Here is a 26,605-nt window from a genome sequence, read left to right on the forward strand (position 1 = left end):
AGCTATACTTTTATATGCAGCTGTGTTTGAGCGTACAGGTAGTTAAGCGAGATAAGCGGCTGTATATAATTTAGTATTGGTTATAGTCTACCTATTTTTCGCTGTACCGAAAAATAGTAAAAAGCCTTTCCCATTATAAACCCCTTAAAATGTGTAAGTCAGTATTTTGATTTCAGGGATTTTGAAAAGATTTAAATTAATCTTACCAACAAATCCGTTTAGAGAATCGAAATACTGACTTTCCGTTGGTAGTAGCGGACTCAATTCACTTTAGTGGTCAAAAGAGGCTATTAATTAAAGTTGTGAGAATACAATGAAGCTGAAATCTGAAAAGGTGGATTGTGTCCAAGATAATTTGGAGTGCAGCTCTTTCCCAGCAATGAAAAGAAATGAAATGTATGGGGATGTGCTAAACGGCGTAACTATAAAAGAAACTTTACTTCAATGTAATTTGGTTTGTGGAATATTGAAGAGAGAATTTTATAGTGTATTTTCTCTTTATTAATTTGTTGAATGACGTAAAGGACTACATAGCATATAATACAGGCAACATATAAGAAAGCTTGAATTTGCTTATTAAAATTTATTCAGCAAATTCAAGCTAATATTATGATAAGCGAAGATAATTCCTAAATTAGGATGTAAAAAGTGTAGAACATTTAAGACTCATCCTCTGTACCAGCTGAAGGTGCATTCTTTTTTACAGACTCAATCCCATTTTCACGACTAGCATTCGTTTCATACATTTCACTGGAGCCTATAATTTGACCGTTAGAAGACTTAAGATTAAAGTAAAACTTACCATTGGTTGAGTTCTTTCTATCATATCTCTTATCATTTTCTGCGTTAGTTTTTACCGATTCAATCCCGTTTAAGCAACCCGATTTAGAACTATATCCCTCGCTGGATAAAATTACTTGTCCGTTTGATGCTTTAAGATTAAATTGAAATTCACCATTCGATCTTTTTTTAACTACAAATTTTCCCATTATATTCAGATTTTGTTATAACTAATACTTTTAGTTTAGAATAATTTAATAGTCATTATTCCAATTGATCTTTAAGGATCGATTCTAACTTTACTTTTGATATAGGTTTTATTATGTAATTTCTCACTGCTCCTTCATAGCTCTTTGCTTTCTCTATATCCGCTGGGTCAATTGAAGAAGTTATTATATAAATCTCTACTTTTTTATTAGAAGGTATAAGTAAAAATTCATCAAGAAAAGCCCAACCATCCATAACAGGCATATTTAAATCCAAAAGAATAATATCCGGAATTATATTGCTTTCCGAGCTCATCATTGGTTTTAAAGCGTTAATCGCTTCTTGTCCATTCGGAAATACCATTATACTTTTACTAAATCTGGTAATTTCCATCATTCGCTGAGCACCGAAAACAAAAACTGGATCATCATCAATTATACACGCAACATCAATTTTCTTCATATCTAAAAAATATTCTAAATTCTGTACCTTTATCAACCACACTTTCAACCTCTACTCTCCCTCCTACTGCCTCAATTTGGTTTTTAACCAAAAACAAGCCTATACCTCTAGAATCTTTATGGTTGTGGAATGTTTTATACATTCCAAAAATTTTATTTCTATAACGTTTTAGATCTATTCCTATACCATTATCTATAATTGATAAAACAAGGTAATTTTCTTGAATGTTGCAAGAAAATTTAACAAATGATGCTCTATTGTCTGATCTATACTTGATAGCATTAGTTGAAAAGTTAAGTAAAATGCTTTCAAGATATGCAGGTATGGCATATACATTCCATCTATCCTCAATTTCATCAATTATTCGAATATCATTTTCTTTAATAAGTCCAGCAATACTACTTAAAACATTAATAAGATATTCCTTCAAGTTTAAGGGTTGCAATTCAATATCTTTATTAGTATTAATTGCAGCAACTTCATTCAAATGGATAATGGTTTCACCCAACTGATCAGAAGCAGTTTTCAACATTTTAATAATTGGATTTTCTTTGAATGTTTCACCATTCTCAAGAAGAAGATTTAGTAACATTTCAAAGTTACCTGAATGAGATCTCAAGTTATGAGAAACAATATGTGCAAAATTTTTCAACCTTTCATTTTGACTCTTAGTCACTTTCAAAATATGCTCAAGCGAGGCTTTTGAATTCTTAAGCTCTGTAATATCTAAGATTTGTGAAACGAAAAATAGAGGTGCACCAGCTTTATTACGCACTATAGAAACGGAAAGAAGTGTGGAAATTATCTCACCATTTTTATGAAAATATCTTTTTTCAATTTGATAATTGTCACTGGTGTTATTTAAAAGCCTTTTAAAATGTTTAAGGTCTTTATTTAGATCTTCTGGATGTGTTATATCTTGAAAAGTTATCTTAAGAAGTTCTTCTTCAGAGTAACCAAAAATTTCTGGTACTTTTTTATTTACCTTTATCCATTTACCCATAGGAGAAACTAATGCCATTCCTAGGGCAGCATATTCAAAGCTTCCGCGAAATGTTTCTTCACTAATCATTAGTTTTTCACGAGATTCACGATCTCTTGTGATATCATACATGGTTACAGCCGCTCCAGACAATTCACCGTCATTATTATATAATCGTTCACCTTTTACTTTAACGTAACGCGTTCCACTTGCTGATTTAATAACAATGATCTCATTTTCATCTAAAGGAACTCCGTTGAGCACTTTAAGCAAAGGAATATCTTCCTCTTTTAATAAGGTCTCAGCGTCTTCGTAGTACAAATTGTAATATTGAGATAAATCTGATCGTGGAATTTTTGCAGATGGTATTCCATGCCAATTTCTGGTTGCTCTATTAAAGAAGGTCAATTCGCCATCTTCATTACACACAACTACACCTACCTCCATTGACTCAAAAACTGTTTGCATCAATTGTTTATCCCTATACCTTTGAATTTCAAGCTTTTTTAGTGGTGTTAAATTAGTTGTTTGCATTAAAATTCCACCTACTTCATTGTTATCTGTAAACCATGGTTTAACCTGCCACTTTAAGTAATGAACTTCTCCATCGACTCCAACAAATCTATCTTCTTCAGCCTCATGAGTTTCTCCCTCTAAGCATTTTTGGTGAATTTCTTTCCAGCGCTCCGGAATATCAAAAACTTTATAATGATTTCGACCTATTATGTTTTCTTTTAAATCATAATCTTTAAGCCACTGTTTCGAAACTGCTAAATAATCCAAATTTTTATCTAGCATAGCTATAGCACCAGGAGCTTGATCTATAAAAGTTTTTTTAATTTCATTAGCAAGCTTTGCCTTGGTAATTTCTCTATGATACCCTGTCATCCATTCCGGCCTACCATTCTTCCAGCTTACGACTTTACCTTGATCACTCACCCAAACCCAGTGTCCATCTTTATGTTTCATTCTGGCCTCACTTTGGTACAAAAAAGTTTTATTATCGAAATGTTCCTCGAGCAGTTGAGTGCAATGCTCAAAATCTTCAGGATGACTTAATTTTTTCCAGATATTTTCATCAATTGGATAGAGCTCTTCTTTACTGTATCCTAATATATTTGCCCACTCCTCATTTATCAGGACCTCACCCTTCTGAATATTCCATTCCCAAACCCCAATCGATGTGCCTTCCAGAATATGGCGATATCGTTGAATTTCTAACTGTGATTTATCGTCAGTTACTTTTTTATTATAACAACCAATTATAATCCCCTTTGAGGTTAATTTTCGGTAACATTTGAAATTCACGAGTTCATCATTAGCATCCAATAATTGAAGCGTATTATCAACAGGATTGGTAACAAAATGATTTATAGAAGTAAGATTTTTAGCCAATACAATATTATGATCAGAAGTATTGAAACCTAAATGACTAAGTAACGTAGGGTTCAAGAAAATTACTTCACTCTCAATATTATCAACATATAACATTCCATAAATACAATAGTTTTCTATAAACTTATTTACCTCAGGAGTTGTCGCTATGTTGTAAAAATAAGTTGGATAGATGAATGCCATAGATTGCATAAGAAATTACATTAATTCTATTAGATACTCTTACTTGATTGTAATGATTATTCAACTTTCTATTTAAGGTGATATAAAATATTTAGTGTTTTAAATAAATTTAACCAATATTCTCAGAATTTTTATGTTTTAAATATACTTATCTACAATTTGCTGCAATTTTGAAAACCTTAATGGTTTCATTACAAATTCGTCTATAAGATTGCGCTCGTTGGAGTCTTCTAAATCTTGTTCTCGTTCTCCACTAAGAATTATTATAGGAATATGAGAATTGGTTCCTTCAAAACTTCTAATTTCAGCTGACGCTTGTAATCCATCTTTTATCGGTAAGTTGAGATCCATAAAAATTAAATCAGGAGTTAATTTTTTAAAGATATCTACTGCATCACTTCCATTTTTAGCATGAATAAATTCAATAGTTAGCTTAAATTTTTCAAAAAGACTTTTAATGATAAATACATTAACGGGGTCATCTTCAACAATGAGTATTCTGGTATTCAAACTTTTATCTGTATTCCTTTCTTTTACCATAGTTTACTTGAATGTAATTTGTTCTATAATTTGTAAATAGTAAAAAAATCATTTGAATACACTTTATACCATAAAGATTCTCTTTGCAGTTTTACAGCTGTCATTTGATCCTTAGTATAATATTCTGTTTCCAAATTACTTACCAATATGTAATTTGCAAATTTTTTCGGAAATTGTATGGCTGAATAATAGGACTCATTATATTGATCCAAATATGAAATATTTGTCCTAGTCATTGCTGTAACAGGGTAAAAAATAGAATTATCTGTTAAGATAATATCGGTTTTATTCAAATTGGTCTTTATGAAATCGGCCATATCCAAGAAAGCAGTCATTTCTTCATTTGCATTTTTTTGAAAAACAAAGTCAACCATATTATTCTCAAGGGCACTTCGGGTTGATTTAAAATAAAAAACTTCACCTGTAAGAGTAAGTACAAAAACTGTGGATATTAAAATAGAGGTTAAAGTTTTATTTTTTAAAGAATCAATTAAAGAGGTTTGGAAGAGATGTAATATACCGGCAATACCTGAAGCTGTCAATATGAGTAATGTATTGAGTGAAAAAAATTGGGTACCATCATAATTCTTGTTAAATATTATCCATAGTACCACCATAATTAAAGAGTAAGTAAATAACAATCTCCGTCTTCCTAACCATAAAGCAGTTAAAAGAAATGAACTTAAGTAAAACAATGTTTTCAAAACATATTTTACGGTAAAACTCTCTTTTATGAGCGAATTAGAAAACGTGTAATTCAAAAATCCTTTTTGATCCCATTGAGATGTAGATAAATTTTTAAAATAAAACCATTGTCCCGTAAACCAATAATTAATCAATAAATAGAAAAGTAAGCTGATTAACGGTGTGAAAATAATCACCAAAAGACTTGATAAAAATCTACCAATGAGTTCTTTTACCTTGTCATTTCTTAATGTGATTTGATTAAATATGGCAATGAAATTAGGTTTTAAATGAGGATCACTGTAAATACTAAATAAGAATACCAAAGGGATCATAAATACAATTATCCAAAGAAAAGAAAAATCAAGAAATACAAATGCAGACAAGCATATACTAATAATAACGAAGTTATATGTAGTTAAATCTCGAGAATATTTGAATACATAGTGGAAAAATAAAAAATAGAGAATTAAAAAGAGATACAAAGTCATACCAGACATCGCGACAAAAATCATTACAGGGCTAAATATGAAATAAGCGGATGTAATACATGCGAAAAACTTGAGATCAAGACTAATTAATTTAGTGACGAGGTAAGCAGCCAAAAAACCAGTGAACAAAGAGGAAGTAATAATAGGAGCTATAATGGGATCAATTAACCCTGCTGGTATTGCCATAACTTGACCTAATACAGGGTATGTGAAATAAAAAACCTCTAAGGTATTTGTGTCTGAAGAAAATAAGAGTTGCAATTTATCTGAAATAAAAAGCTGCTCATAGTTAAAATAACCCATCTTTAAACCAAAAATTCCAATACTGAGATAATATATAGAGTAGCATATAGCCACTAGAACCAATATGACTACCCTTTTCCATTTCATATAGAATCCTGTTTATGAGCCTTTGTAAGACCATGATTGGTTTTTTCCCAATAAAAAGGCTTGCTAATCAACTGAAAAAGTCCTTTATACGATGATATAGAATGCATCAACCAGTACACCGGATTTGCAATGGCAAAAAGAATTAGACTATAAGATTTACGTCTGAAAACGGCAATCATATTGATATATATCATCAGCAGATTACCAGCAAAAAAATTAAAAACAGAAATAATTATGACCCAATCAGGAAATACAAGCTTGAAAAGTTTTTGAATTCCTGTAGTGGTATAATCCCCAAAGAGATGATTACTAAAATCTAATGTGGCAAGGAAATAAAACAATAATAAAAACAACAATAAAGGATAGGCTAAAAATGTAAAGAAGGTACCACCAATGAAAAATTGAAAACCAAAAAAACCGTTCCAACCCACTTCTTTTAAAAGCTTCATGGGGTTTCTCATATGCACTAAATACGTTTGCATATATCCCTTTATCCATCGTGAACGTTGACGAATCCAATTATAAAATGCATTATTAGCCTCCTCATATGTAGTTGAATCAAGAACAGTCACCTTATATCCTTTAGCATAGGCTCGAATCCCTAAATCAGCATCTTCGGTAACATTAAACCCATCCCAACCTCCTAATTCCATAAGCTTATCGAATTTGAAATGGTTACTCGTACCCCCAAGTGGAATAGGAACCCCTAAACCATCCAGACCCGGTAGCATATAATCAAACCAATAGGAATACTCAAGAGTAAACATTCTTGTAAGAAAGTTTTCAGTTTTATTAAAGTAATTGAGAGCACATTGAACGACAATATATTCATCAGGCAACTTATGAAATAGTGCATGTACCATTTTCAGCTGGTCACTATCTGGTATATCTTCTGCGTCATAAATAGTAAGATATTCCCCTTTACTAAAATGCAATCCATAATTACAAGCTTTAGGTTTAGTCTTAGGCTGAGCATAGGGAATGACTACGGGATCAAATATACAAGGGAACTTTAAATTTTTAATTGCATTAAAGGTCACCTCGTCATCCGACTCTATTAGAAGTTTCACATCCAACTTGACTTTTGGATAATCCAAATTTTGTAAGTTATAGGCTAATTTGTATATGACTTCTGATTCTTTAAAAACTGGTAGTTGTATGGTATAAATTGGTAAATCATCATCATTATAATAAGCTATCTCATTTTGTGAGATTTTTTTGATTGTTTCTGATTTCGCACCAACAACTGTAAGAATGAATTTAAAAGATATGGCAACTAGTAAAAATAGATTGATAATTAAATTAATCCCTATAATCGTAGTAATAGGATAAAAGAAAAGTAAAACAAGTATTATAACGCCTATTATTCCTAAAACGATAAGTTGACGAAAGGTAAAAGTTTCTAGCGCAGAGCTTTTGCTATCTTTTTCATATAAATCAAATACAGCTTTATGTAAGATTTCTTGACCATAGGTTACATGTAAAGCTTTTACAATATCCATATCTTCTGCTATGTGGATATTATTTACTTCCAAGCTAAATCGTTCTTTAAATTTTGTGATTATAATAAAATCAGAAGGATCCGCACTTACTATATCAACACCTTCCCCTTCTTTATCAATTGGATAGAGATTATGATCCAGTAGAAAATCTAAATCATCTTTTGTTAAATCAACGTTGAGACGTGAAAGATTATCGTAATCAAAAGTATAGAAATGAATTCCCTCTTTCTCCAAAAGCTCTTTATAATAAAGCCTGGATATAAATGAATAATTTAATGCTACTTTAAGAAAAGATTTATTGAGATCAACAGCTATACGCTCAATTTGAAAATACTCATTTTCATTAACTAGATGAGATTTTAAGAATAAATCATTTCTGTGAAATTCTTGCATATCAATTTATTCTGAGTACAGCAAATACTTGGTAGCCGCTACCAATCGCTGAATTTCTATTATAAACGTCATGAAAAAAACCTCCATATAATGAAAAATTAGGACTGAAATCATAACCAAGATTAAAGGATGCCTTTATCATCTTGTATTGAGCAATGGATTGCAGGTTACTCGCAATAAACTCGTTATTATTACTAAAAGAAAACATAGCTTCAAGTTCTCCAAGTAATAAAAATCTATCCGTAATTCTAAAACCTTCTGACACGAGGAATCGCAACTGAAACGGATCATCAGGAAAAAAGTAACGAACACCTGCCTCTACCTTATGAAAGTTATTGTAATCTCCTAAAAATTTTAGAGTACCTCCTAGAATCAGTCTACTTTCTAATCCAAACAGTTGATATCCTGCATAGGGTTCTTGGGAATTCGAATATGCAGGAATATATGCAATTAGAGCCCCCATCAGAAAATTCTCATTAAAATTTGTAATGTTAAACCTACCTCCTATTTCAATATCACCAATATCTTGATTCTTTAAACTAAGATTGTCATCCTCGTATTTGCTGGAGAAATAAGGAATAGAAGCTATTAAATTCAGTCGATCCGATAGAATTGGAATAGCAAGATATACTCTAGGATTATAATTACTATACTGACCATCACTTGAAAAATTTGATTTATTACCTTCTGAATCACGAAATGTTGATGTACTATAATGACTAATGTACGGTGAGATAAGAATACTGCCATCTGCTTGTTGCCAAGGGTTATGGACCTTAGTGGAATCTTCTATATCCCTATTTCTTAGATCACCTACACCTTTATTTTCCTGTGAAAATGCACATGTCCATGTCACAAGTAATACAATCCATTGAATATAATACTTATTAGTCATCAGTGATATTCTTTTTAGACTGCTGAGATTTTTGGAACACATAAATTAATAATACTACCATTAAAATAAAACAACCAAAAATGAGAAATACTCGATATTTCTGCCAGATAGAATTAAAGCCTGTTTCTAATTGCTCTTTTTCAACATTTACATTCTCTTTTTGTAGATTAAAAAAATGAGAATCTTCACTATTTGCGATTATAACATTCCCGGTATTGGATAAATAATCACTATCCATTTTGTTTAATAGATTATCAAGTATACTTTGATTGTTTTGAGGCGTATAAACAAACATAATTTCATTATTGTCTTGCCTAAATAGTTGATTAAATCCTACAGGAATTAAATATTCTAAATTAAAATACTGATTATGATGTTCACTCTTGTAGGAGAAGCGATCGTTTGAAACATTTAAGTAAGCATTATTATTCAATATACCTTTAAAGGGTTCTAGTTCATCACTAATAATAATCTTATTATATTCCGAATCGCTAGATGAATCCAAACTGTCAATTGGTACGATTGGAGGAAAATAATATGATGAATTAATTTTTTGCGTTGAATTAAGTCCAGTTATGAGTTTTACCAGAGTATTTACACTCTTTACTTCTACCTGAGTATTCCAATAGATTCGTGTGGGTAGTTTCTTAAAGTTCTCAGGAAAATTAAAAAAATTCAATTCAGGATTCTCATCAAAGCTAATAGGCTTAATATTAGAATTTAATAAATCTAACTGAGCATAAAAAGAGGTAGGATTTGAAATACATAATCCGCCATCAGGCACGAAGTAAAACTCAATTTTAAGAACATTATTTTTTTTAAGTTCGAAATGATCAAAATTTATTTCCTTGCTGAAAGTACCAGATTCATTTAATTCATGACTTTCCTTTAACACATCATCCAAAAATATATTTACATAGGCATCTTCAGATATTTTTAGCGGCTTATAGTTGAAATTAAGATGAAAATCCATTTCTTTTAAGTTGGACCCAAAAATCGATCGAGGTATCGTAATTTCTCGCGACATTTTACCTATTCCCTCTATCATCCCTTCTTCAACTCCCAAACTTTTCAAATTGAGATAAGCTAAATCAATATTGTTATTAGCCTGTCTCATATCCACACTTTGGTAAACATTGACTTGATTAGTAAACAATGATTTTACCATATTATCATCTAATAATGTCAGAGCAGCTTTTTTCAGTCCCTTCTCATTTCCACCTGTTATAATCAAAGAATGATGTGTACCCAATGAATCTTTGGTATTGCCAAAATCTACCATAGATAACACCCCCTCACTTTCATCTGGGAGTTTAGTAAGTTTTGAATGTACTGACGCGGGTAAATCGGATAGTTTGCCTAAGAGTAAAGCATTATGAAAACCAATAGTATCCGATTTTTTTAAAGTTCCAATTTCAAGTTCTTGATTAAACTTTTCTTGATAATAAAACTTTATATATGAAGCATAACTTAAGGTTGACAAGTCAGGATTTTCTAGAAGTAAGATTTTATCTGCCATAGGAAGAAAATCACTCATATGGCGTGGAGACTTTACAATAGAATTCTCCTTTAATGTATTTAGAATTATATAAGAAGATGGTAGTCTCCTAACCCAGAAGGCGCCTTCATTATATATTTCACAAATTTCATCACTTATTTTTAGATCAGCTATTACGTCTATTTTTATGTAACCATTTAATACATATTTTGAGCTTAGCGGAACTTTAATGTTAATTATGCTATTGTCTAGTGAGGGTGTTACGGTACTCATGGGAATGCCAGCAACAACTACTGTTATAAAACTATTTTTTTTATCTAAAACTTCTGACGCTTTAAAGGATAGAAAAATTTCACTGTCTGATTGGATACTTTTTCCCTTAACTGGTATAAAATACGAGGTTCTATTTTTGGAACCATATAACACAGATTCATTAGGATAATCAAAATCAGAAAAACTAAATTTTGATTGTGCTACAATGGATTTCGAAAGAATCAAAAAGGTTATTAGAACTACTACTCTATATATCATAGTTATTTTTTTTATTTAAAATTATCCAATTGAAAATCAACAATAAATTCAAAACCTAGGGATAAGGAAGAGCTATAACTCAAATGACCATCTAAAATTTCAATATAGTGTTTTGCTATACCTAGACCTAAACCTTTTGAATGATGCATATCTTTAAGTTGGTAATCATCAATGTTTTTAAAATGTCTTTCCATTTCACTCATTGAAATACCAGAGTTTCTATTTATGATTTCCAAATAGATTTTGTTTTGGGCCAGCCTAGTATTTATCTCTAACGTATCATTATTCTTAGAAAATTTTAGAGCGTATTTCATCAAGTTATGAACCGCTACATCAATCATATTTTTATCAACATATATCAAACTATCCTTAGCCATGAGGCTGAAATTGAGATTAATATTTTTAGAGGATGTACTTTCGAAAAATTTATATTTATTATTCTGTAAAACATCATGTAGATCAACTTGCGTTTTTATAATCTCAGTTGAATTTGAGATATCTTCTTTAGTAAAAAAATCAAATAGAGAATCTGTAGAATTTGAGAGATCAGAAATAGAAGATTTAATTAGTTGCATGTAATCATATTGACCCATTTCATGAATATATCGCTTTTCAAGCTCTATTAATTCAATCAATGATTCAATACTACCTAAACGGTTTTTTAAATCATGTCGTAAAACCTTAATTTCTTTTTGAAAACTTAAGATTTTAGCTGAATTGTGGTTGTATTCTTTTTCAATGCCTTCTTTAGATCTTAGGGCATCTGCTAATTGTTTGTCAACTAAAAGTTGTTTTTCAACCCTTTCTCTTAACGCAAGCATTCTAATTGCAGGAAAAGCAACACTAACTGCACTCACTGATAATGCTGTATAGCCTCCCAAAAGAAGAATTTGGTTAAGATCAATAACTTTTAAAATATTCAATGAGATAAACATTAAACATAAAATTATGAATTGAATAACCGCATCAGTTACTCTCCAAAGCGCAACAGTATTGAAGCTTACGAATAGTACTGTAATTAAAACCAAGTATAATATTTTCCCAATCTCTGGGGTAATACTCAAACTATAGAAGTATACCATTAATTGGGTTATTAGAAGAATATGTAAAAGAAGAATCGGTTTTTGTTGTACCTTGGAGAGAAGAAAATGGCTCAGCAAGATTATTATCATATCAATGACTTTGATGATGAACAACTCAAGATAAAGTTGAGGAACTATCAAAAAATCTAATATTGATATCAAAACGATGAAGAAAACAATACCCCAAACTAATTTATTAGAAGTCTGCCACATTTGCACTCGCAACTCTTCTAAGAAATCTTTACGGGAAAGTTTGGCTAAACTCATAAGATTTATATTGGGATATGATGAAGTTAGTAAATTTGGTAGAATCACCAATTTAAACTATATATTATTTTTAGTAGTAATTGTAATTTATACAGGCGCTTTTAATAGGATGTATAGTCAAGGAATAAATCTTACCGGTTTAGAACAAACTTGGAATGAAGATTTTCAATTTTCTTTGGTAGTAAAAAAAATAAAAACTGAAATATCAATTTTAAGTGATAATAGATATAATTCTTTCAGAATACCAATAGATATTCATTACCATTTAAATACTCATAAAAAACAATTTAATAAGGCTTTAAATTCAATTGTAACATTAAGTAGAAAGAAAAATGTAGATCTCATATTAGCTAATTTTAATCATAATTTATCTCTAAATAATTACAACGTTAAACGAGAAGAAATAGTTGAGAATTGGTCAGAGATATTGGCTCTTTTAAAGGGAGATATTTCTAATATTTATATTGATATTGCTAATGAACCAAATTTATACCCTACCGAATGGGAACAGACCGGGACTTATATTATAAAAAAGATTCGTGAAAAAAATCCCAATATTAAAATAATATATGGTGCTTCAAATTATAATAGCTTATACGAGCTATCTCGCTCCGAACCTTTAAAATTCAGTAATATAATATATGCCTTTCATTTCTATGAGCCCTATGTTTTCACACATCAAGGCACGAGTTGGACTGGCAATCAAACTAAAACTATCAACATCCCATTTCCTTATCCTACTCTTGATACTATTAAAATGCCTCCTTTACATCCTGACGTTTTAGGCACCCCAGGAGAAATTAATTATAAAGATTATCACCTAACTGGCACTTTTCAAGCTGTAGAGGATAAAATTTCTATAATGAACCAATGGTCCATGAAATATGGTGTAGAAGTATGGTGTACAGAATATGGAGTTTCAATTAATGCAGATAAAAACTCCAGAGAAATATATCTTAAATGTGTACGAGAAAAATTGGCTAAGTATAAAATTGAAGGTTTTATATGGGAGTATACTGGTAATTTTGGTATTTCTGAATTGAAATTATAAGTGAATTTTAATTCAGAAAATCAAGAAGTTTTAATGAGCTTTTAGCAATATTAAAATTTCGTATCTTTTAAAGATTAAGTTGAGAATTTGAGTATCAAAAAGCTATATGAGTTTATCTAATTCAAAAATATGTTATATGGATATTTAAGTAACCAAAAATATAATCCTCGCACTATGTACGAGGATTATGCCCCAAACCACAATGATGTGGCCCTACTATAACGTAGATAACAAATTTAACTACAAAATGTAAAATCTACTAGTATATTTTTAGAGCAAATTCGATACAATTCTAGATATTTTTATATAGAAATATTGCGTTTATAATGAAAAATAAGTTATAAATATTATGGATAGTCAAATTGTATTAAACTTCAGACATGAGTATCTATGGCTATTGAATATTTATAAAATATTCTTCGAGTGAATAAAATTTAATGATTGATTAATGTGATCTACGTAGATGTTTAAGGCAACGGTATTAACTACTTGATAAAATCTAGCTCCACCAATTCTATCAATAACTAAATAAACAGACGCTTCATTTCTGGTATAATTTAATAAGCTTAAAATCCCTAGCAAAGTTATAAGAAATGAAAATAAATAGACATCTGTTTGATCTAAAGAGTAAATTATAGCTGATAATATAAATCCAGTCATGGCTATCAGTAATGCTCCAAAAATTAAATATTCCAATTTAGGTTTGTCTTGTCTTGTGACAATTTCTAATCTAGCTTTATTGATATCCTTTAATTCAAAAACTTCATGTTCATTATCACACTCTATTATTAATCTCTGATTAGTTAGCATGCTTAGTAAAGCTTGGTTACCATGTGTGATAATCCACTGTTCTGAAATTACATTTTCATCCTTCAGAAGATTCATGACATATTTTCTTAAGACTTTAAATTATTTATAAATAAGCTTAGCAAAATAGAGCATCAGGCTATTCGAATATATTGATTATTTAAAAGATTAAGGCAAAATTATTATCAAATAATAGATTGTATATTATTAGGAAAAATAGAAATAGTCAGAAAATTGATACACATTAATTGGCACGAAATAACAACATTGTATTATTTAAGCTTTAGATACAATAATTTTAAAAAAATTAATATTTGAATGACATCATAATTATATAAATAACTTAACCTATTTACTATTAGTGAGCGGACAGTGTAGATAATTTAATAGAAATATTCATTAAATAGAAATAGCCTAGAATTAGTCATTTACTTCGTATGTATGTTAAATATTGTTAAAGTGATACCTAATCGGTACCACACTTATATAACTACACATGTAATTTACTGATAATCATATATCTATTTAAAAATGGGCGTTCCGCCCGACTCCACTTCTTGAGTTTAAAACTCATTAAAAAAACCCGGTGTAAAATAATATTTTACACCGGGTTTTTTGTTTCTATCTATTCGCTGTCTTTCTTTTTACTACAGAAGTTGGTTTAAATTACAGACGGTGTTGCTATAGTTATCAGAATTCGATCCAGCTTAAAGATAGTTAAGTTACCCGAGTATATTTTGAGGAATACCGCAGTAATGAACTATAGCCGGCTTAAGTTTGATTCTATTTAAATTAATAGTCTAATCAGGAAGAACAAAAGAGCAGATTAAGGTTAATATAGCCGTTGGAACTTCAGATTCCGTCAACATTGATAATCCCTGCTCTTTTCTACTTAGATTTCGATCAGTTCTGTGAGGATACGACCTCGTTTTAAAGTTGTTGAATACCAAGTAGATTGTCCTTTCCAAATTCTAATTGTTATGAGTAAATATAATGAAACTTATGGAGTGGATATTAGTAAAGACGTCTTTGATGTTGTAAATACCACAGGCTTTTACTGTCAGTATCCTAATACCATTGCAGGGTTTAAAAGGTTCTTAAAAGAAATAAAAACTTCGGCAATTGTCGTTATGGAAGCTACGGGTTATTATCATTATTGTTTAGCACAGTTCCTGTTTGAATCCGGCCAACCGGTTTCTGTTGTAAATCCTTTATCGGTTAAGAGATTTATACAAATGCGTCTATCAAAAATCAAGACGGATAAAAGTGATGCTAAAGCCATATGTGATTATGCTTTGATCAATCCAGTTCCTTTATATACTGGTAAGGATAAGAATCAAGCAGAATCTCTACAACTTCTGCGTTTATTAGAGCTGTACTTAAAGCAGCGTACTCAACTAAAGAATAAAATTCACGGAGAGCAAGCTTTGGGCATACCTTCAAAAGCAGTTTTAAGATCTTTAAATAGATCGAAAAAAATACTGGATAAAGAAATAAAATCCCTAGAAACACACTTATTATCTCTAGTTAAAGAAGAGCATCAACAACAGTTGACTAATTTAAAAAGTATCCCAGGTTTAGGAGACAAAACAGCAGCTTTATTGATTGTATTGACTGATGGCTTTACCAAGTTTGAAACCGCATCTCAGCTTTGTAGTTTTACAGGAACAACCCCAACCATACGTCAATCAGGAAGCAGTGTCAGAGGCAAAAGCAGAATCAGTAAAATGGGCAACCAAAAACTCAGAAACCTCCTATTTTTATGTGCCTTCTCTGCAAGCAAATATAATATCGCTTGTAAGAAAATATATGAACGCATTATAGCTAAAGGCAAAAGCAAAAAGTTAGCACTAATAGCAGTGATAAATAAACTAATAAAACAAGCTTTTGCAATCGCAAAGAGTGAATTACCATACGATCCAAATTATGCCAATAATTTGAGCTAGATATTCTTGTTTTTTAACTCAGTTCTCTGCAAGCAAATATAATATCGCTTGTAAGAAAATATATGAACGCATTATAGCTAAAGGCAAAAGCAAAAAGTTAGCACTAATAGCAGTGATAAATAAACTAATAAAACAAGCTTTTGCAATCGCAAAGAGTGGATTACCATACGATCCAAATTATGCCAATAATTTGAGCTAGATATTCTTGTTTTTAACTCAGTTCTTTGTTGTGTGTAGTTTTTTTATTCCGTTATTCTGTTTTTCAAATCCATTTGACCATGTAAAATTCTCGTAATTTCAATCGGATGGTCAATTCTTTTACGGTAAAATATTACGTGTCGATTTGCTTTTAATCCGAAAAGGTCAGATTTGATTCCATCATAGTTTTTTCCCAATTCTGGATTATCAGCTATGTCTTGACAAATATCAAGAAGCATATCGTAATATTTATCAGCTTGATTTTCCGACCAATTTTCGAGCGTATATTCCCAAATTCCGTTTAAATCCGTCACGGCTTTGTTAGTCAGTTCGTATTTAGCCATTCTTTTTGCGTTTAGCTTTTAATTCCTCAAGATTTTTTTTCGGGTCAAAATCGTGAGCAATTCCGCTATCAATTCCTTCTTGAATAGCATTTCTTAACGCAATTACTTTACTTTCCTCATTTTCTAAAAGTCGAAGTCCAGCTCTAATTACTTCGCTTACATTTTTATATCGTCCAGCAGAAACTTGGGTTTGTACAAACTGGTCAAAATAATTTCCAAGCGATATTGATGTATTTTTCATTTTTATTAATTTTCATTAAATATACCAATTTTTGGTAAAAAATCAAATTTGTACATTTTCGCTCAAATTACACACAACGGGTTTGTGTATGGCTTGTTGCGGAAAATAAACTATGATTTTCCGCCGTATCCGAAAGTTAGAAAATTACAACAAATTCCGATTAGAAATTCAGCTGCAATGAGCTATACACGTCTTAAGTTTGATTTTCATTAAATTAATAGTCTAATCAGAAAGAACAAAAGAGAGAAGCAAGGTTATGTTATACGTTGAAGCGTTCGACTTCGTCAACATTGATAACCCTCTCTCTTTTCCTACCTTCATTTCGTTCAGTTCTATGAGTGCAAAACTCGATTTTAAGTTGTTGAAACATCGGTAGTGTGTTCTTTCCAAATACAGTTCTTATGAATAAATATAAAGAAACTTTTGGAGTTGATATCAGTAAGGATGTCTTCGATGTTCATGGCAGTGCTAGCGGACATTCCCAATTCAAGAATGATCCTTCGGGATTTGGGCTATTTCTAAAGGCACTGCCCCGGGACAGTGTTGTGGTTATGGAAGCTACGGGCTATTACCACTATCGGCTTGCACAGTTCCTTTACAAGAACGGTATAGGGGTGTCTGTAGTAAACCCATTATCGGTCAAGCGTTTTATACAGATGAAGCTGGCCAGAATAAAGACCGATAAGAGCGATGCCAAGGCTATCTGTGAGTATGCCCTGTCAAACGAGGTTCCGTTGTACAATGCCCTTACCGATGTACAGGCAGAGTGCCTGCAGCTCTTTAGGCTTATGGATAGCTATCTAAAGAAGCGTACGGCCACCAAGAACAAGCTCCATGGAGAAGAAGCCCTGGGCATTCCCTCTAGGTATGCCTATAGGTCCCTGAAACGTGATCTTAAACATCTGGACCATGAAGTGAAAGGAATAGAAGACCGCCTGCTGGAGCTTGTGAAGCAGGACCAGCAACGGCAACTAACGCTACTGACCAGCATACCCGGTATAGGCATAAAGACTGCATTATTCCTGGTGGTCATAACGGATGGCTTCGCCAAGTTTGAGAAAGCTTCGCAACTGTGCAGCTACGTAGGAATTACTCCAACAATACGGGAGTCAGGAAGTAGTGTAAAAGGTAGGAGTAGGATAAGTAAAGTGGGCAATAAAAAACTAAGGAATCTATTGTTTTTATGTGCCTTTAACGCGTGTAAACATAACAAGGCATGTAGAGAAATTTATGAGCGGATTCTAGCAAAAGGTAAGAGTAAGAAACTCGCCTTGATTGCTGTAGCAAATAAACTTCTAAAACAGGCTTTTGCAATAGCTAAATCAGGCCTAATCTACGATGAAAATCACGTATCTGTCTTACCTAAAGGATAGGTCTTAAATATAAAAAATGAAACAGCTAAGATCTGTTAATATGGATTTTAGCTAAGGATAGATATGCCTAAAATTTTATGCGAAAAAGAGTTGTTTTTTACCTCAGTTCTTTGTTAGGGCACGTTATTTTCTCATTTTTATTTTACGCGTCTTCACCATTTTAAGTTTTTTCTTTTTCAATTTTCCTTCATCAGTTTTCTCATAACTATATCTTTTTTGTGAAATCCAGTATCCATTGTCGTCATATTTATAATCAACCGTATAACAGACATTATCATCCTTGTTCCAGCCACGATCCCAGTATATGATGTCTCCATGTTCATTATATTTATTCTTTGAATCTTGTTGGTACTCGCCCTCATGACGAATTGGTCTTTCATTAGAACTTTTTAAGTTATTCTGATTGTCATAAACATTTACTCTCATTCTATTAGTTTCAATATCATAAGTTGCAGTTTCATATCCAAATAAACTGCCAGTCTGATCATAATTCTCTAATCGAATTAAATTGTGTTTATCATCAAAATAATAAGCGAAAATGGATAATGGTTGATTTGCAGAATTATAGCTTACTTCTACAAAATTGTTTTGTTCGTCATATTCATAAGTGGTGTAACTAGTTTGATAACCTATTATATTAATCCATTTTTTGTTATCTAATCTAATCCTTCTCCCCAAGCTGTCGTACTTATATAGATTTAACCATATTAATTTATTTGCTTCATTAAACCTTTGCAGGCTTATTAAATCCATGGAATTGTTAAATGTTTTATGTTCAACGTCTGTTTCAGGTCCATCGGAATTGTAAAATGTAGTTTCTTCTATTATTTCTTCAATACCTTCATATTTATCATACATGTGAAGGTTAGATAAATAACTGCCAATAGATTGCGAAAATGTTAGTTGAGTTAAGAATAAAAGAAAGACGAATTGAAATGATTTCATAAATTATCTAGCAGGTTATAATGTGCTCTAGGTGATTGTGTATGATTAGGTGCGTGTATAGCACCTAATTTAGTAAAGAAATACTGACCGCAGAAAATTCCTTCGGAATTTTCCAAGTAAGCTCTTGCCAAAGCAATTAATTATACACGGTGTTGGCAATAGTTTTTAATTTTATTCCTTTCAAAATATCAAGATTATTTTCCTCCTTAGTCTGATATATCCGATATATTTTGATAGGTAAAGTGTCATTCGGCGGTCTAGGATAATCGTTAGTTTTAAAAAGGTCACTATTTTCTGTTACGGCTAAGCTTTTAGTAATTATAGAATCTGAAATGTCCCTATCAGCGAAAATTCTAAAATGAAAGCGATAATCAATTGCGAGATCCGTCTCTGGTCGACCAGTTATAAGATTATTCTTAATTTTTTTAATATCATCTTTTAAATTAGCTAAGTCATCAGAGAATTGAGTCTTTTTTATAATATTATTTGTCCCTGAATAACCTATAAATATTTTGAGTCCATACTGACTGTCAAATTCAATATATTCAGAGATATCATTTTCCGGTAGTTTAAATTTGAGACCACTTTTTTTATTTAAGAAGTCAATATAATTATCTGCTCGAATCAAATTGAATTTCTGTTCTCTTTTTGGTTTTACGAATTTAGTAAATAGCGTATCTTTTTTTACAGATAAATTATACTCAAGAATTGTTTTTTGTAAACCATCCTCCCAAGTATTATAATCAAATCTGATTTTTGACTGGTTTGCTGTCCAACTTACAGATTGAGTTTTACTGTCAGTAATTCTTAGACTATCTGAATTGAAATCTAATAAAGTTACAAGATTACTTTCCAGCTCATACCATTTTCCATAAAGTTGTTTTTCATGTTCATTACGACCACATGAAATCAACATCATTGTAACGACAACGATCAATATAGAGCAGTTTTTTTTCAAAATTATTACCAACGGTTTTGTGTATGGCTTGTTGCGAAAAATCAGCTATGATTTTCCGCTGTAACCGAAAGATAGCAAATTGCAATGAATTCCGATTAGGAATTCAGCCGCAATGAGCTATACACGTTGTTGGCATTAGTATTTTTAACATCCCATTGGAATTTCAAATTCGATAGTTTTTTCAATAACTGAATCTTTCTCATCAGTCAATAATATTTTTAAAAAAATCCTGCTCATTGAAACTCCACTTGGATATTCATTAACGTTTTTTATATCTTTAATATGTTCTGGCCAGTATCCGCCACACTCTTTTTCGACAGCTTTTTTTAACTCATTTATATCAATGTCTATGAACTTTTCCGAATCCTTATATTCATATGTGTCAGAAACAAATGTATTTTCTGTAAAATCAAAATTCAATTTTTTCCAATCGGAATAATAGTGTTTCCATTCTGTTAAGTCGCAATGTGGACCTTCGTTCATTATAGTTACACTATTTTCGTATCGTTGGAAAATCTCAATTTTTTTAAATTTAGATTGTTTAATTTTTATTTTTTTTTCTTGTGGCGTTTCTCCAAGTTCTACATAAACTTTTGCGGTATCATTCTGAACTTTTTTAAGTTCTCCATTTTCGTCCCAAACCTCTAATTCCATTTGTAGTGAAAAATCTTGAAATTTGATTTCAATTCTTTTACTTAATCGGTTTGATGTCAAAAAACCATTAAAAACATAACCTTTTTGACTGCCATCGATTTCTTGAATTTCAACCCATTTTCCGCTAATATTTTTATTTCCGTCTTTGATTGTTAAGTCGAATTCGGTTTCTTTTATAATGTCAACTCTTGTTCCGTATTCCAGTTTCCCAATTCTTTCAGAACTTGCATTGGGTTTTTCTCTTATGATTAATCCGTTGTCAGCATTAACATACTGAATTCGTTGTCCAAAAATATAATTGGTCAAAATCAATAGTAGAATGGTAAGTACGTTTTTCATAATATTAATGCCAACGGGTTTGTGTATGGCTCGTTGCGGAAAATCTGCTATGATTTTCCGGCGCAACCGAAAGATAGCAAATTGCAATGAACTCCGATTAGAAATTCAGCTGCAATGAGCTATACACGTCTTAAGTTTGATTTTCATTAAATTAATAGTCTAATCAGAAAGAACAAAAGAGAGAAGCAAGGTTATGTTATACGTTGAAGCGTTCGACTTCGTCAACATTGATAACCCTCTCTCTTTTCCTACCTTCATTTCGTTCAGTTCTATGAGTGCAAAACTCGATTTTAAGTTGTTGAAACATCGGTAGTGTGTTCTTTCCAAATACAGTTCTTATGAATAAATATAAAGAAACTTTTGGAGTTGATATCAGTAAGGATGTCTTCGATGTTCATGGCAGTGCTAGCGGACATTCCCAATTCAAGAATGATCCTTCGGGATTTGGGCTATTTCTAAAGGCACTGCCCCGGGACAGTGTTGTGGTTATGGAAGCTACGGGCTATTACCACTATCGGCTTGCACAGTTCCTTTACAAGAACGGTATAGGGGTGTCTGTAGTAAACCCATTATCGGTCAAGCGTTTTATACAGATGAAGCTGGCCAGAATAAAGACCGATAAGAGCGATGCCAAGGCTATCTGTGAGTATGCCCTGTCAAACGAGGTTCCGTTGTACAATGCCCTTACCGATGTACAGGCAGAGTGCCTGCAGCTCTTTAGGCTTATGGATAGCTATCTAAAGAAGCGTACGGCCACCAAGAACAAGCTCCATGGAGAAGAAGCCCTGGGCATTCCCTCTAGGTATGCCTATAGGTCCCTGAAACGTGATCTTAAACATCTGGACCATGAAGTGAAAGGAATAGAAGACCGCCTGCTGGAGCTTGTGAAGCAGGACCAGCAACGGCAACTAACGCTACTGACCAGCATACCCGGTATAGGCATAAAGACTGCATTATTCCTGGTGGTCATAACGGATGGCTTCGCCAAGTTTGAGAAAGCTTCGCAACTGTGCAGCTACGTAGGAATTACTCCAACAATACGGGAGTCAGGAAGTAGTGTAAAAGGTAGGAGTAGGATAAGTAAAGTGGGCAATAAAAAACTAAGGAATCTATTGTTTTTATGTGCCTTTAACGCGTGTAAACATAACAAGGCATGTAGAGAAATTTATGAGCGGATTCTAGCAAAAGGTAAGAGTAAGAAACTCGCCTTGATTGCTGTAGCAAATAAACTTCTAAAACAGGCTTTTGCAATAGCTAAATCAGGCCTAATCTACGATGAAAATCACGTATCTGTCTTACCTAAAGGATAGGTCTTAAATATAAAAAATGAAACAGCTAAGATCTGTTAATATGGATTTTAGCTAAGGATAGATATGCCTAAAATTTTATGCGAAAAAGAGTTGTTTTTTACCTCAGTTCTTTGTTGTAACACGTTTTTTATCAGTCTTTTTGTTCCAATATTTTCTTTTTTTCAGCGTCATATTCCTCTTTGGTCAAAACTCCGTCGTCAAGCAATTTTTTCAGTTTCGCCAATTGGTCATACTTGTCAGGTTTTGATTCTGCGACTTCTTTTTTGTCATTACAAATTTCGATTTCGCACGACTTTATTGCGTTTTCAATATCAATAGTGTAATTCGTAATATTTCCACCACCAACTGTGAAATAAACTCCTTTGTATCTTTTGTAGTTATATTTCTTGATTTTTTTTAGAGTAACTATTAGTCCAGCGTTGGCTGCTCCAAGTCGGTTTGCTTCTGCATTAGTCGACATTCCCCAACCTCCAATATTCACGTAGACAAATTTTCCGTTTGTGTCAGAACCTTGCCCAAGTTTAAATTCATCACCAACTTTGTAAGTCACTCCGTTAGAAGCGGCATATTCGTCAAGTTTTTCAACTTTCTTTTGTGCTTGAACTTGCATTAAATTCAGAGTCAGAACTGCAATAATCAGAAGTGTAATTTTTTTCATTTCATTATGTTTAATTAATGTTCCGTTGTTTGTTACGTAAATGTGTTACAACGGTCTCGGCTATGAACAGTTGCGTGGGTTAGCACGGACTTTTGCAAGTACACGACGAGCTGAAAATTCCGCAGGAATTTTCAGGATGAGCCTGTAATAGCAATTGTTTATAGCCATTGTTGCCAGCTGGTTTTTTTTACTTTTTTCTATATAAAAATCTTTCTCCGGAATCTGGGTCTCCAATAAAATTCCAGATTATAATTCCGTCATCTTGCAAATATAAATCGTAATAGGTCGACATTCCATCTTCATACAAGTTGCTTTTGTCAAATCGAATATTCAGAACCCATTTTTCTCCTTTAAAGTCCTTTCCAATTTTCCAAGTTCCGCTTGTATTCACGAATTTTTGTTCGGTTTGGTCAAAAACATTTACATAATTCGGTAAGTTCGTTATTGAGAAAGTTCCATTGTCCTTGAGGTTCAGTTTAATTTTTTTCTTTTCGTAGCCTTTTTCTTCGTTTAATTCATAACTGAATTTATCAACTTCCCAAGTTCCAATCATTTCCGCTTGAGTCGGCTTTTCAGTCAGATTTTTTGTTGTAATTCCATTTACTGGGCTAACATTGAAATATCTGCAACTTATCAAAGTCGCTAAAATAAGTAGGCATATTATTCTTTTCATTTCAGATTTTCAATTCGCACATGGTTTTGTTTAACTTGCTGGCAACTTGTTATATCCGCATAAATATAACAGATATCACACTATATAGTCGGGATATCCGCAGTTTTTTATCCTCATATATAATTTTATCCCTTTAACCAGTTACTACATAGTTATAGCATAGTTATAGCATAGATAGTGTATGGATAGTGTATGGATAGTGTATGGATAGTGTATGGATAGTGTATGGATAGTGTATGGAAATTACATAAACTATATTTAATACACATAAAACCTAAATTTTATCTAAGATCACACCTATTCCACTCCATGAATTCTATACATCACCTTTTCGCGTAAGCGTTATAATTAAGAGTATTCTAAACTTAAATCTCAATAGCATTTTAGAATAACTTGAATAGACTGAAAATCATATTCTAGTGCTTAATCATAAAAAATTAACAATTACTAAATCGTTTTACTTATATTTGGAAATATTCTTTAACCAAAGCTTATTTTTCACAATATGAAAAAAAATATGGTCCTTTTATTTTGTTTGTGCATTTCAGTGCTCAAAACATTTGGACAAACCACAGACGTCGTGGATTTCGTAAACCCGCTTATGGGTACAGATTCTAAGTTTAGACTTTCTAACGGTAACACCTACCCTGCGATCGCTATGCCTTGGGGTATGAATTTCTGGATGCCACAAACCGGCAAAATGGGTGACGGTTGGGCCTACACTTATGATGCCGATGAAATACGCGGATTTAAACAAACACATCAACCCAGCCCTTGGATCAACGATTACGGTCAGTTTTCATTAATGCCCATTACCGGGAAGGTGGTTTTTGACCAGGAAGACCGCAAAAGTTGGTTCAGCCACAAGACTGAGATTGCAAAACCGTATTACTACAAGGTCTACCTTTCTGACTACGATGTTGTGACCGAATTTACTACCTCAGAGCGTGCGGCGATGTTTAAGTTTACCTTCTCACAGCAGGACAATTCATACATCATCGTTGATGCTTTTGACAATGGTTCTTATGTGAAGATCTTGCCAGAAGAGCGCAAAATAATAGGGTACACTACAAAAAACAGTGGCGGCGTTCCTGAGAATTTCAAGAACTATTTTGTGATTGAGTTTGATAAGGATTTTGAGTATAAGGCTGTAGCCAAAGAAAGAGAGATCGTAGAAAATGAGCTAGAGTCTGCAACAAATCATTCTGGTGCAATTATTGGTTTTTCAACCAAAGATGGCGAAGTGGTTCATGCTAAAGTTGCATCATCTTTTATAAGTTATGAGCAGGCAGAACTTAACCTGAAAGAACTAAAGTCAACCTTTGATGAAAATGTAGCTCAAAGTAAAAAAGCATGGAATGAAACTCTAGGAAAGATCGAGGTTGAAGATGATAATAAAGAAAACCTGAAAACATTTTACTCTGCGCAATACCGCACGGTGCTTTTCCCAAGAAAGTTTTATGAATACAACGCAAAAGGCGAGATTGTACACTACAGTCCGTTTAACGGAGAGGTTTTGCCTGGGTACATGTTTACTGATACGGGTTTTTGGGACACCTTCCGTTCACTTATTCCTTATGTGAATCTTGTGTATCCTGAGATAGGAGAAAACATTCAAAAAGGATTGTTGAACACATATCGCGAGAGTGGTTTTTTCCCAGAATGGGCAAGTCCTGGTCACCGTGAAAGTATGGTGGGTAATAACTCTGCCGCCGTGATCTATGATGCCTTTAAAAAAGGGCTTATTAAAGAGAATGCTGAAGAAATGTATAAAGGCATGTTGCACGGCGCTAATAGCAGCCATCCACATATTTCTTCTACCGGAAGATTGGGGTATGAATTGTATAACGAGTTAGGCTACGTGCCTTATGACGTAGGAATACGTGACAATGCTTCTCGTACTTTAGAATACGCCTATGACGACTGGTGTATCTACCAGATGGGAAAAGCGCTAAAAAGACCTAAAAAAGAGCTTAAGCTGTACCGCGAAAGAAGTCTTAACTACACAAAGACCTTCAACAAAGAATTTAATATGATGAGTGGAAGGAATAAGGATGGTTCTTTTCCTTCAAACTTTAAACCGGTAAGCTGGTGGGATGCCTTTACTGAAGGTAACAGCTGGCATTACACTTGGTCTGTTTTCCATGATATCGACGGACTGATAGACTTGATGGGCGGTAAGGAGAAATTCGTATCAAAATTAGACTCGGTTTTCTTGATGCCTCCTACTTTTGGCGGAAGCGAAAAACCTAAAGACCTTGTGCATGAAATGCGCGAAATGCAAGTGGTGAACATGGGGCAATATGCTCATGGTAATCAACCCATACAGCACATGAACTATCTGTACAACTTTGCCGGGCAACCGTGGAAAACGCAATATTGGGTAAGAGAAACCATGGATAAGCTGTATCACGCAACTCCTGATGGGTATTGTGGTGATGAAGATAATGGTCAGACATCGGCATGGTATGTTTTCTCGGCGATGGGCTTTTATTCGGTGACACCAGGGACTAACCAATATATTGTAGGTTCTCCATTATTTGATAAGGTTACCATTCACTTTGATGATAACAAGGATTTTGTGATCACATCAAAGAATAACAGTGAGACCAACAGATACATAGAGTCTGCTCAGCTTAACGGCAAGACATATACTAAAAACTTTATTGAGCACAACACATTGATCAATGGCGGTACGCTAAACTTTGATATGTCAGCTACTCCTAACGAAGTTCGAGGAACTGAAGAGGCAGATATGCCCTACTCGCTTACGGATGAGTAATTTTCACTGAAGTGATAAAAAACAAGAAAGCCTGCTCAGATCGA

22 protein-coding genes and 1 pseudogene are annotated in these 26,605 nt (G+C 32.7%); 6 read left to right on the plus strand and 17 right to left on the minus strand.

Annotated features, from left to right (window positions below):
• Nucleotides 1-659 precede the first annotated feature (659 nt).
• The 9 genes from ACZ5L8_RS06470 to ACZ5L8_RS06510 all read right to left on the minus strand — a co-directional run bounded on the left by ACZ5L8_RS06470 (nt 660) and on the right by ACZ5L8_RS06510 (nt 12,282).
• Nucleotides 660-989, minus strand: a complete 330-nt coding sequence (locus tag ACZ5L8_RS06470; protein ID WP_462598216.1) for a YegP family protein — start codon at nt 987-989, stop codon at nt 660-662.
• A gap of 55 nt (nt 990-1,044) precedes the next feature.
• Complete coding sequence (locus tag ACZ5L8_RS06475; RefSeq protein WP_464440451.1) at nt 1,045-1,449, minus strand: response regulator; 405 nt, start codon at nt 1,447-1,449, stop codon at nt 1,045-1,047.
• Complete coding sequence (locus tag ACZ5L8_RS06480) at nt 1,436-4,009, minus strand: PAS domain-containing sensor histidine kinase (RefSeq protein WP_464440452.1); 2,574 nt, start codon at nt 4,007-4,009, stop codon at nt 1,436-1,438. Before ACZ5L8_RS06480 ends, ACZ5L8_RS06475 begins: the two co-directional genes overlap by 14 nt.
• 138 nt (nt 4,010-4,147) lie before the next feature.
• Nucleotides 4,148-4,549 (minus strand): response regulator, encoded by a 402-nt coding sequence (locus ACZ5L8_RS06485; RefSeq protein ID WP_464440453.1) that lies wholly within the window; start codon nt 4,547-4,549, stop codon nt 4,148-4,150.
• Between the two features lie 23 nt (nt 4,550-4,572).
• Complete coding sequence (locus tag ACZ5L8_RS06490; RefSeq protein ID WP_464440454.1) at nt 4,573-6,114, minus strand: hypothetical protein; 1,542 nt, start codon at nt 6,112-6,114, stop codon at nt 4,573-4,575.
• Nucleotides 6,111-8,009, minus strand: coding sequence for a glycosyltransferase family 2 protein (locus ACZ5L8_RS06495; RefSeq protein ID WP_464440455.1), 1,899 nt, complete (start codon nt 8,007-8,009; stop codon nt 6,111-6,113). Before ACZ5L8_RS06495 ends, ACZ5L8_RS06490 begins: the two co-directional genes overlap by 4 nt.
• Nucleotide 8,010: 1 nt before the next feature.
• Nucleotides 8,011-8,904, minus strand: coding sequence for a hypothetical protein (locus tag ACZ5L8_RS06500; protein ID WP_464440456.1), 894 nt, complete (start codon nt 8,902-8,904; stop codon nt 8,011-8,013).
• Nucleotides 8,897-10,933: a cellulose biosynthesis cyclic di-GMP-binding regulatory protein BcsB gene (locus ACZ5L8_RS06505; RefSeq protein WP_464440457.1), complete on the minus strand. Its 2,037-nt coding sequence runs from the start codon at nt 10,931-10,933 to the stop codon at nt 8,897-8,899. Before ACZ5L8_RS06505 ends, ACZ5L8_RS06500 begins: the two co-directional genes overlap by 8 nt.
• Before the next feature lie 11 nt (nt 10,934-10,944).
• Complete coding sequence (locus ACZ5L8_RS06510) at nt 10,945-12,282, minus strand: sensor histidine kinase (RefSeq protein ID WP_464440458.1); 1,338 nt, start codon at nt 12,280-12,282, stop codon at nt 10,945-10,947.
• Here ACZ5L8_RS06510 and ACZ5L8_RS06515 point away from each other — a divergent pair.
• Nucleotides 12,269-13,333 carry a glycoside hydrolase family 5 protein gene (locus tag ACZ5L8_RS06515; RefSeq protein WP_464440459.1) on the plus strand — a complete coding sequence of 355 codons (1,065 nt, stop codon included), beginning with the start codon at nt 12,269-12,271 and terminating at the stop codon, nt 13,331-13,333. The two genes, ACZ5L8_RS06510 and ACZ5L8_RS06515, sit on opposite strands and share 14 nt — an antisense overlap.
• 405 nt (nt 13,334-13,738) lie before the next feature.
• Here the strand turns inward: ACZ5L8_RS06515 and ACZ5L8_RS06520 are convergent, their stop codons facing one another.
• Nucleotides 13,739-14,218: a hypothetical protein gene (locus tag ACZ5L8_RS06520; RefSeq protein ID WP_464440460.1), complete on the minus strand. Its 480-nt coding sequence runs from the start codon at nt 14,216-14,218 to the stop codon at nt 13,739-13,741.
• A 902-nt stretch (nt 14,219-15,120) separates the two neighbouring features.
• Between ACZ5L8_RS06520 and ACZ5L8_RS06525 the strand changes: the two genes are divergently transcribed.
• On the plus strand, nt 15,121-16,086 hold the full coding sequence (locus ACZ5L8_RS06525) for an IS110 family RNA-guided transposase (protein ID WP_464440461.1): 966 nt from the start codon (nt 15,121-15,123) through the stop codon (nt 16,084-16,086).
• A 10-nt stretch (nt 16,087-16,096) separates the two neighbouring features.
• Nucleotides 16,097-16,285 (plus strand): annotated as a pseudogene (locus tag ACZ5L8_RS06530) (IS110 family transposase); the annotation flags it as partial.
• A 43-nt stretch (nt 16,286-16,328) separates the two neighbouring features.
• On the opposite strand, the gene ACZ5L8_RS06535 reads toward ACZ5L8_RS06530, so the two are convergent.
• Both ACZ5L8_RS06535 and ACZ5L8_RS06540 read right to left on the minus strand, forming a co-directional pair.
• On the minus strand, nt 16,329-16,628 hold the full coding sequence (locus tag ACZ5L8_RS06535) for a type II toxin-antitoxin system RelE/ParE family toxin (protein WP_464440462.1): 300 nt from the start codon (nt 16,626-16,628) through the stop codon (nt 16,329-16,331).
• The gene (locus ACZ5L8_RS06540) at nt 16,621-16,869 is read right to left on the minus strand and encodes a type II toxin-antitoxin system ParD family antitoxin (protein ID WP_055413791.1); all 249 of its coding nucleotides are present in this window, start codon (nt 16,867-16,869) and stop codon (nt 16,621-16,623) included. Before ACZ5L8_RS06540 ends, ACZ5L8_RS06535 begins: the two co-directional genes overlap by 8 nt.
• Nucleotides 16,870-17,270: 401 nt before the next feature.
• Between ACZ5L8_RS06540 and ACZ5L8_RS06545 the strand changes: the two genes are divergently transcribed.
• Entirely contained in the window at nt 17,271-18,242 is a 972-nt protein-coding gene (locus ACZ5L8_RS06545; protein ID WP_464440463.1) for an IS110 family RNA-guided transposase, read from the plus strand.
• Nucleotides 18,243-18,365: 123 nt separating this feature from the next.
• On the opposite strand, the gene ACZ5L8_RS06550 is transcribed toward ACZ5L8_RS06545, so the two are convergent.
• The 3 genes from ACZ5L8_RS06550 to ACZ5L8_RS06560 all read right to left on the minus strand — a co-directional run bounded on the left by ACZ5L8_RS06550 (nt 18,366) and on the right by ACZ5L8_RS06560 (nt 21,138).
• Nucleotides 18,366-19,100 (minus strand): hypothetical protein, encoded by a 735-nt coding sequence (locus tag ACZ5L8_RS06550; RefSeq protein WP_464440464.1) that lies wholly within the window; start codon nt 19,098-19,100, stop codon nt 18,366-18,368.
• 223 nt (nt 19,101-19,323) lie between these two features.
• A complete protein-coding gene (locus tag ACZ5L8_RS06555) occupies nt 19,324-20,124 on the minus strand; it encodes a hypothetical protein (protein WP_464440465.1) in 801 nt (266 codons plus the stop codon).
• 165 nt (nt 20,125-20,289) lie between these two features.
• Nucleotides 20,290-21,138: an SH3 domain-containing protein gene (locus tag ACZ5L8_RS06560; RefSeq protein WP_464440466.1), complete on the minus strand. Its 849-nt coding sequence runs from the start codon at nt 21,136-21,138 to the stop codon at nt 20,290-20,292.
• A 338-nt stretch (nt 21,139-21,476) separates the two neighbouring features.
• Between ACZ5L8_RS06560 and ACZ5L8_RS06565 the strand changes: the two genes are divergently transcribed.
• Entirely contained in the window at nt 21,477-22,448 is a 972-nt protein-coding gene (locus ACZ5L8_RS06565; protein ID WP_464440463.1) for an IS110 family RNA-guided transposase, read from the plus strand.
• Between the two features lie 130 nt (nt 22,449-22,578).
• On the opposite strand, the gene ACZ5L8_RS06570 is transcribed toward ACZ5L8_RS06565, so the two are convergent.
• Nucleotides 22,579-23,106 carry an SHOCT domain-containing protein gene (locus ACZ5L8_RS06570; protein ID WP_464440467.1) on the minus strand — a complete coding sequence of 176 codons (528 nt, stop codon included), beginning with the start codon at nt 23,104-23,106 and terminating at the stop codon, nt 22,579-22,581.
• Nucleotides 23,107-23,293: 187 nt separating this feature from the next.
• On the minus strand, nt 23,294-23,779 hold the full coding sequence (locus ACZ5L8_RS06575; RefSeq protein ID WP_464440468.1) for a hypothetical protein: 486 nt from the start codon (nt 23,777-23,779) through the stop codon (nt 23,294-23,296).
• A 505-nt stretch (nt 23,780-24,284) separates the two neighbouring features.
• Here ACZ5L8_RS06575 and ACZ5L8_RS06580 point away from each other — a divergent pair.
• Entirely contained in the window at nt 24,285-26,561 is a 2,277-nt protein-coding gene (locus tag ACZ5L8_RS06580) for a GH92 family glycosyl hydrolase (RefSeq protein ID WP_464440469.1), read from the plus strand.
• The last annotated feature ends 44 nt before the right edge of the window (nt 26,562-26,605 follow it).

The organism is Leeuwenhoekiella obamensis (assembly GCF_055391795.1).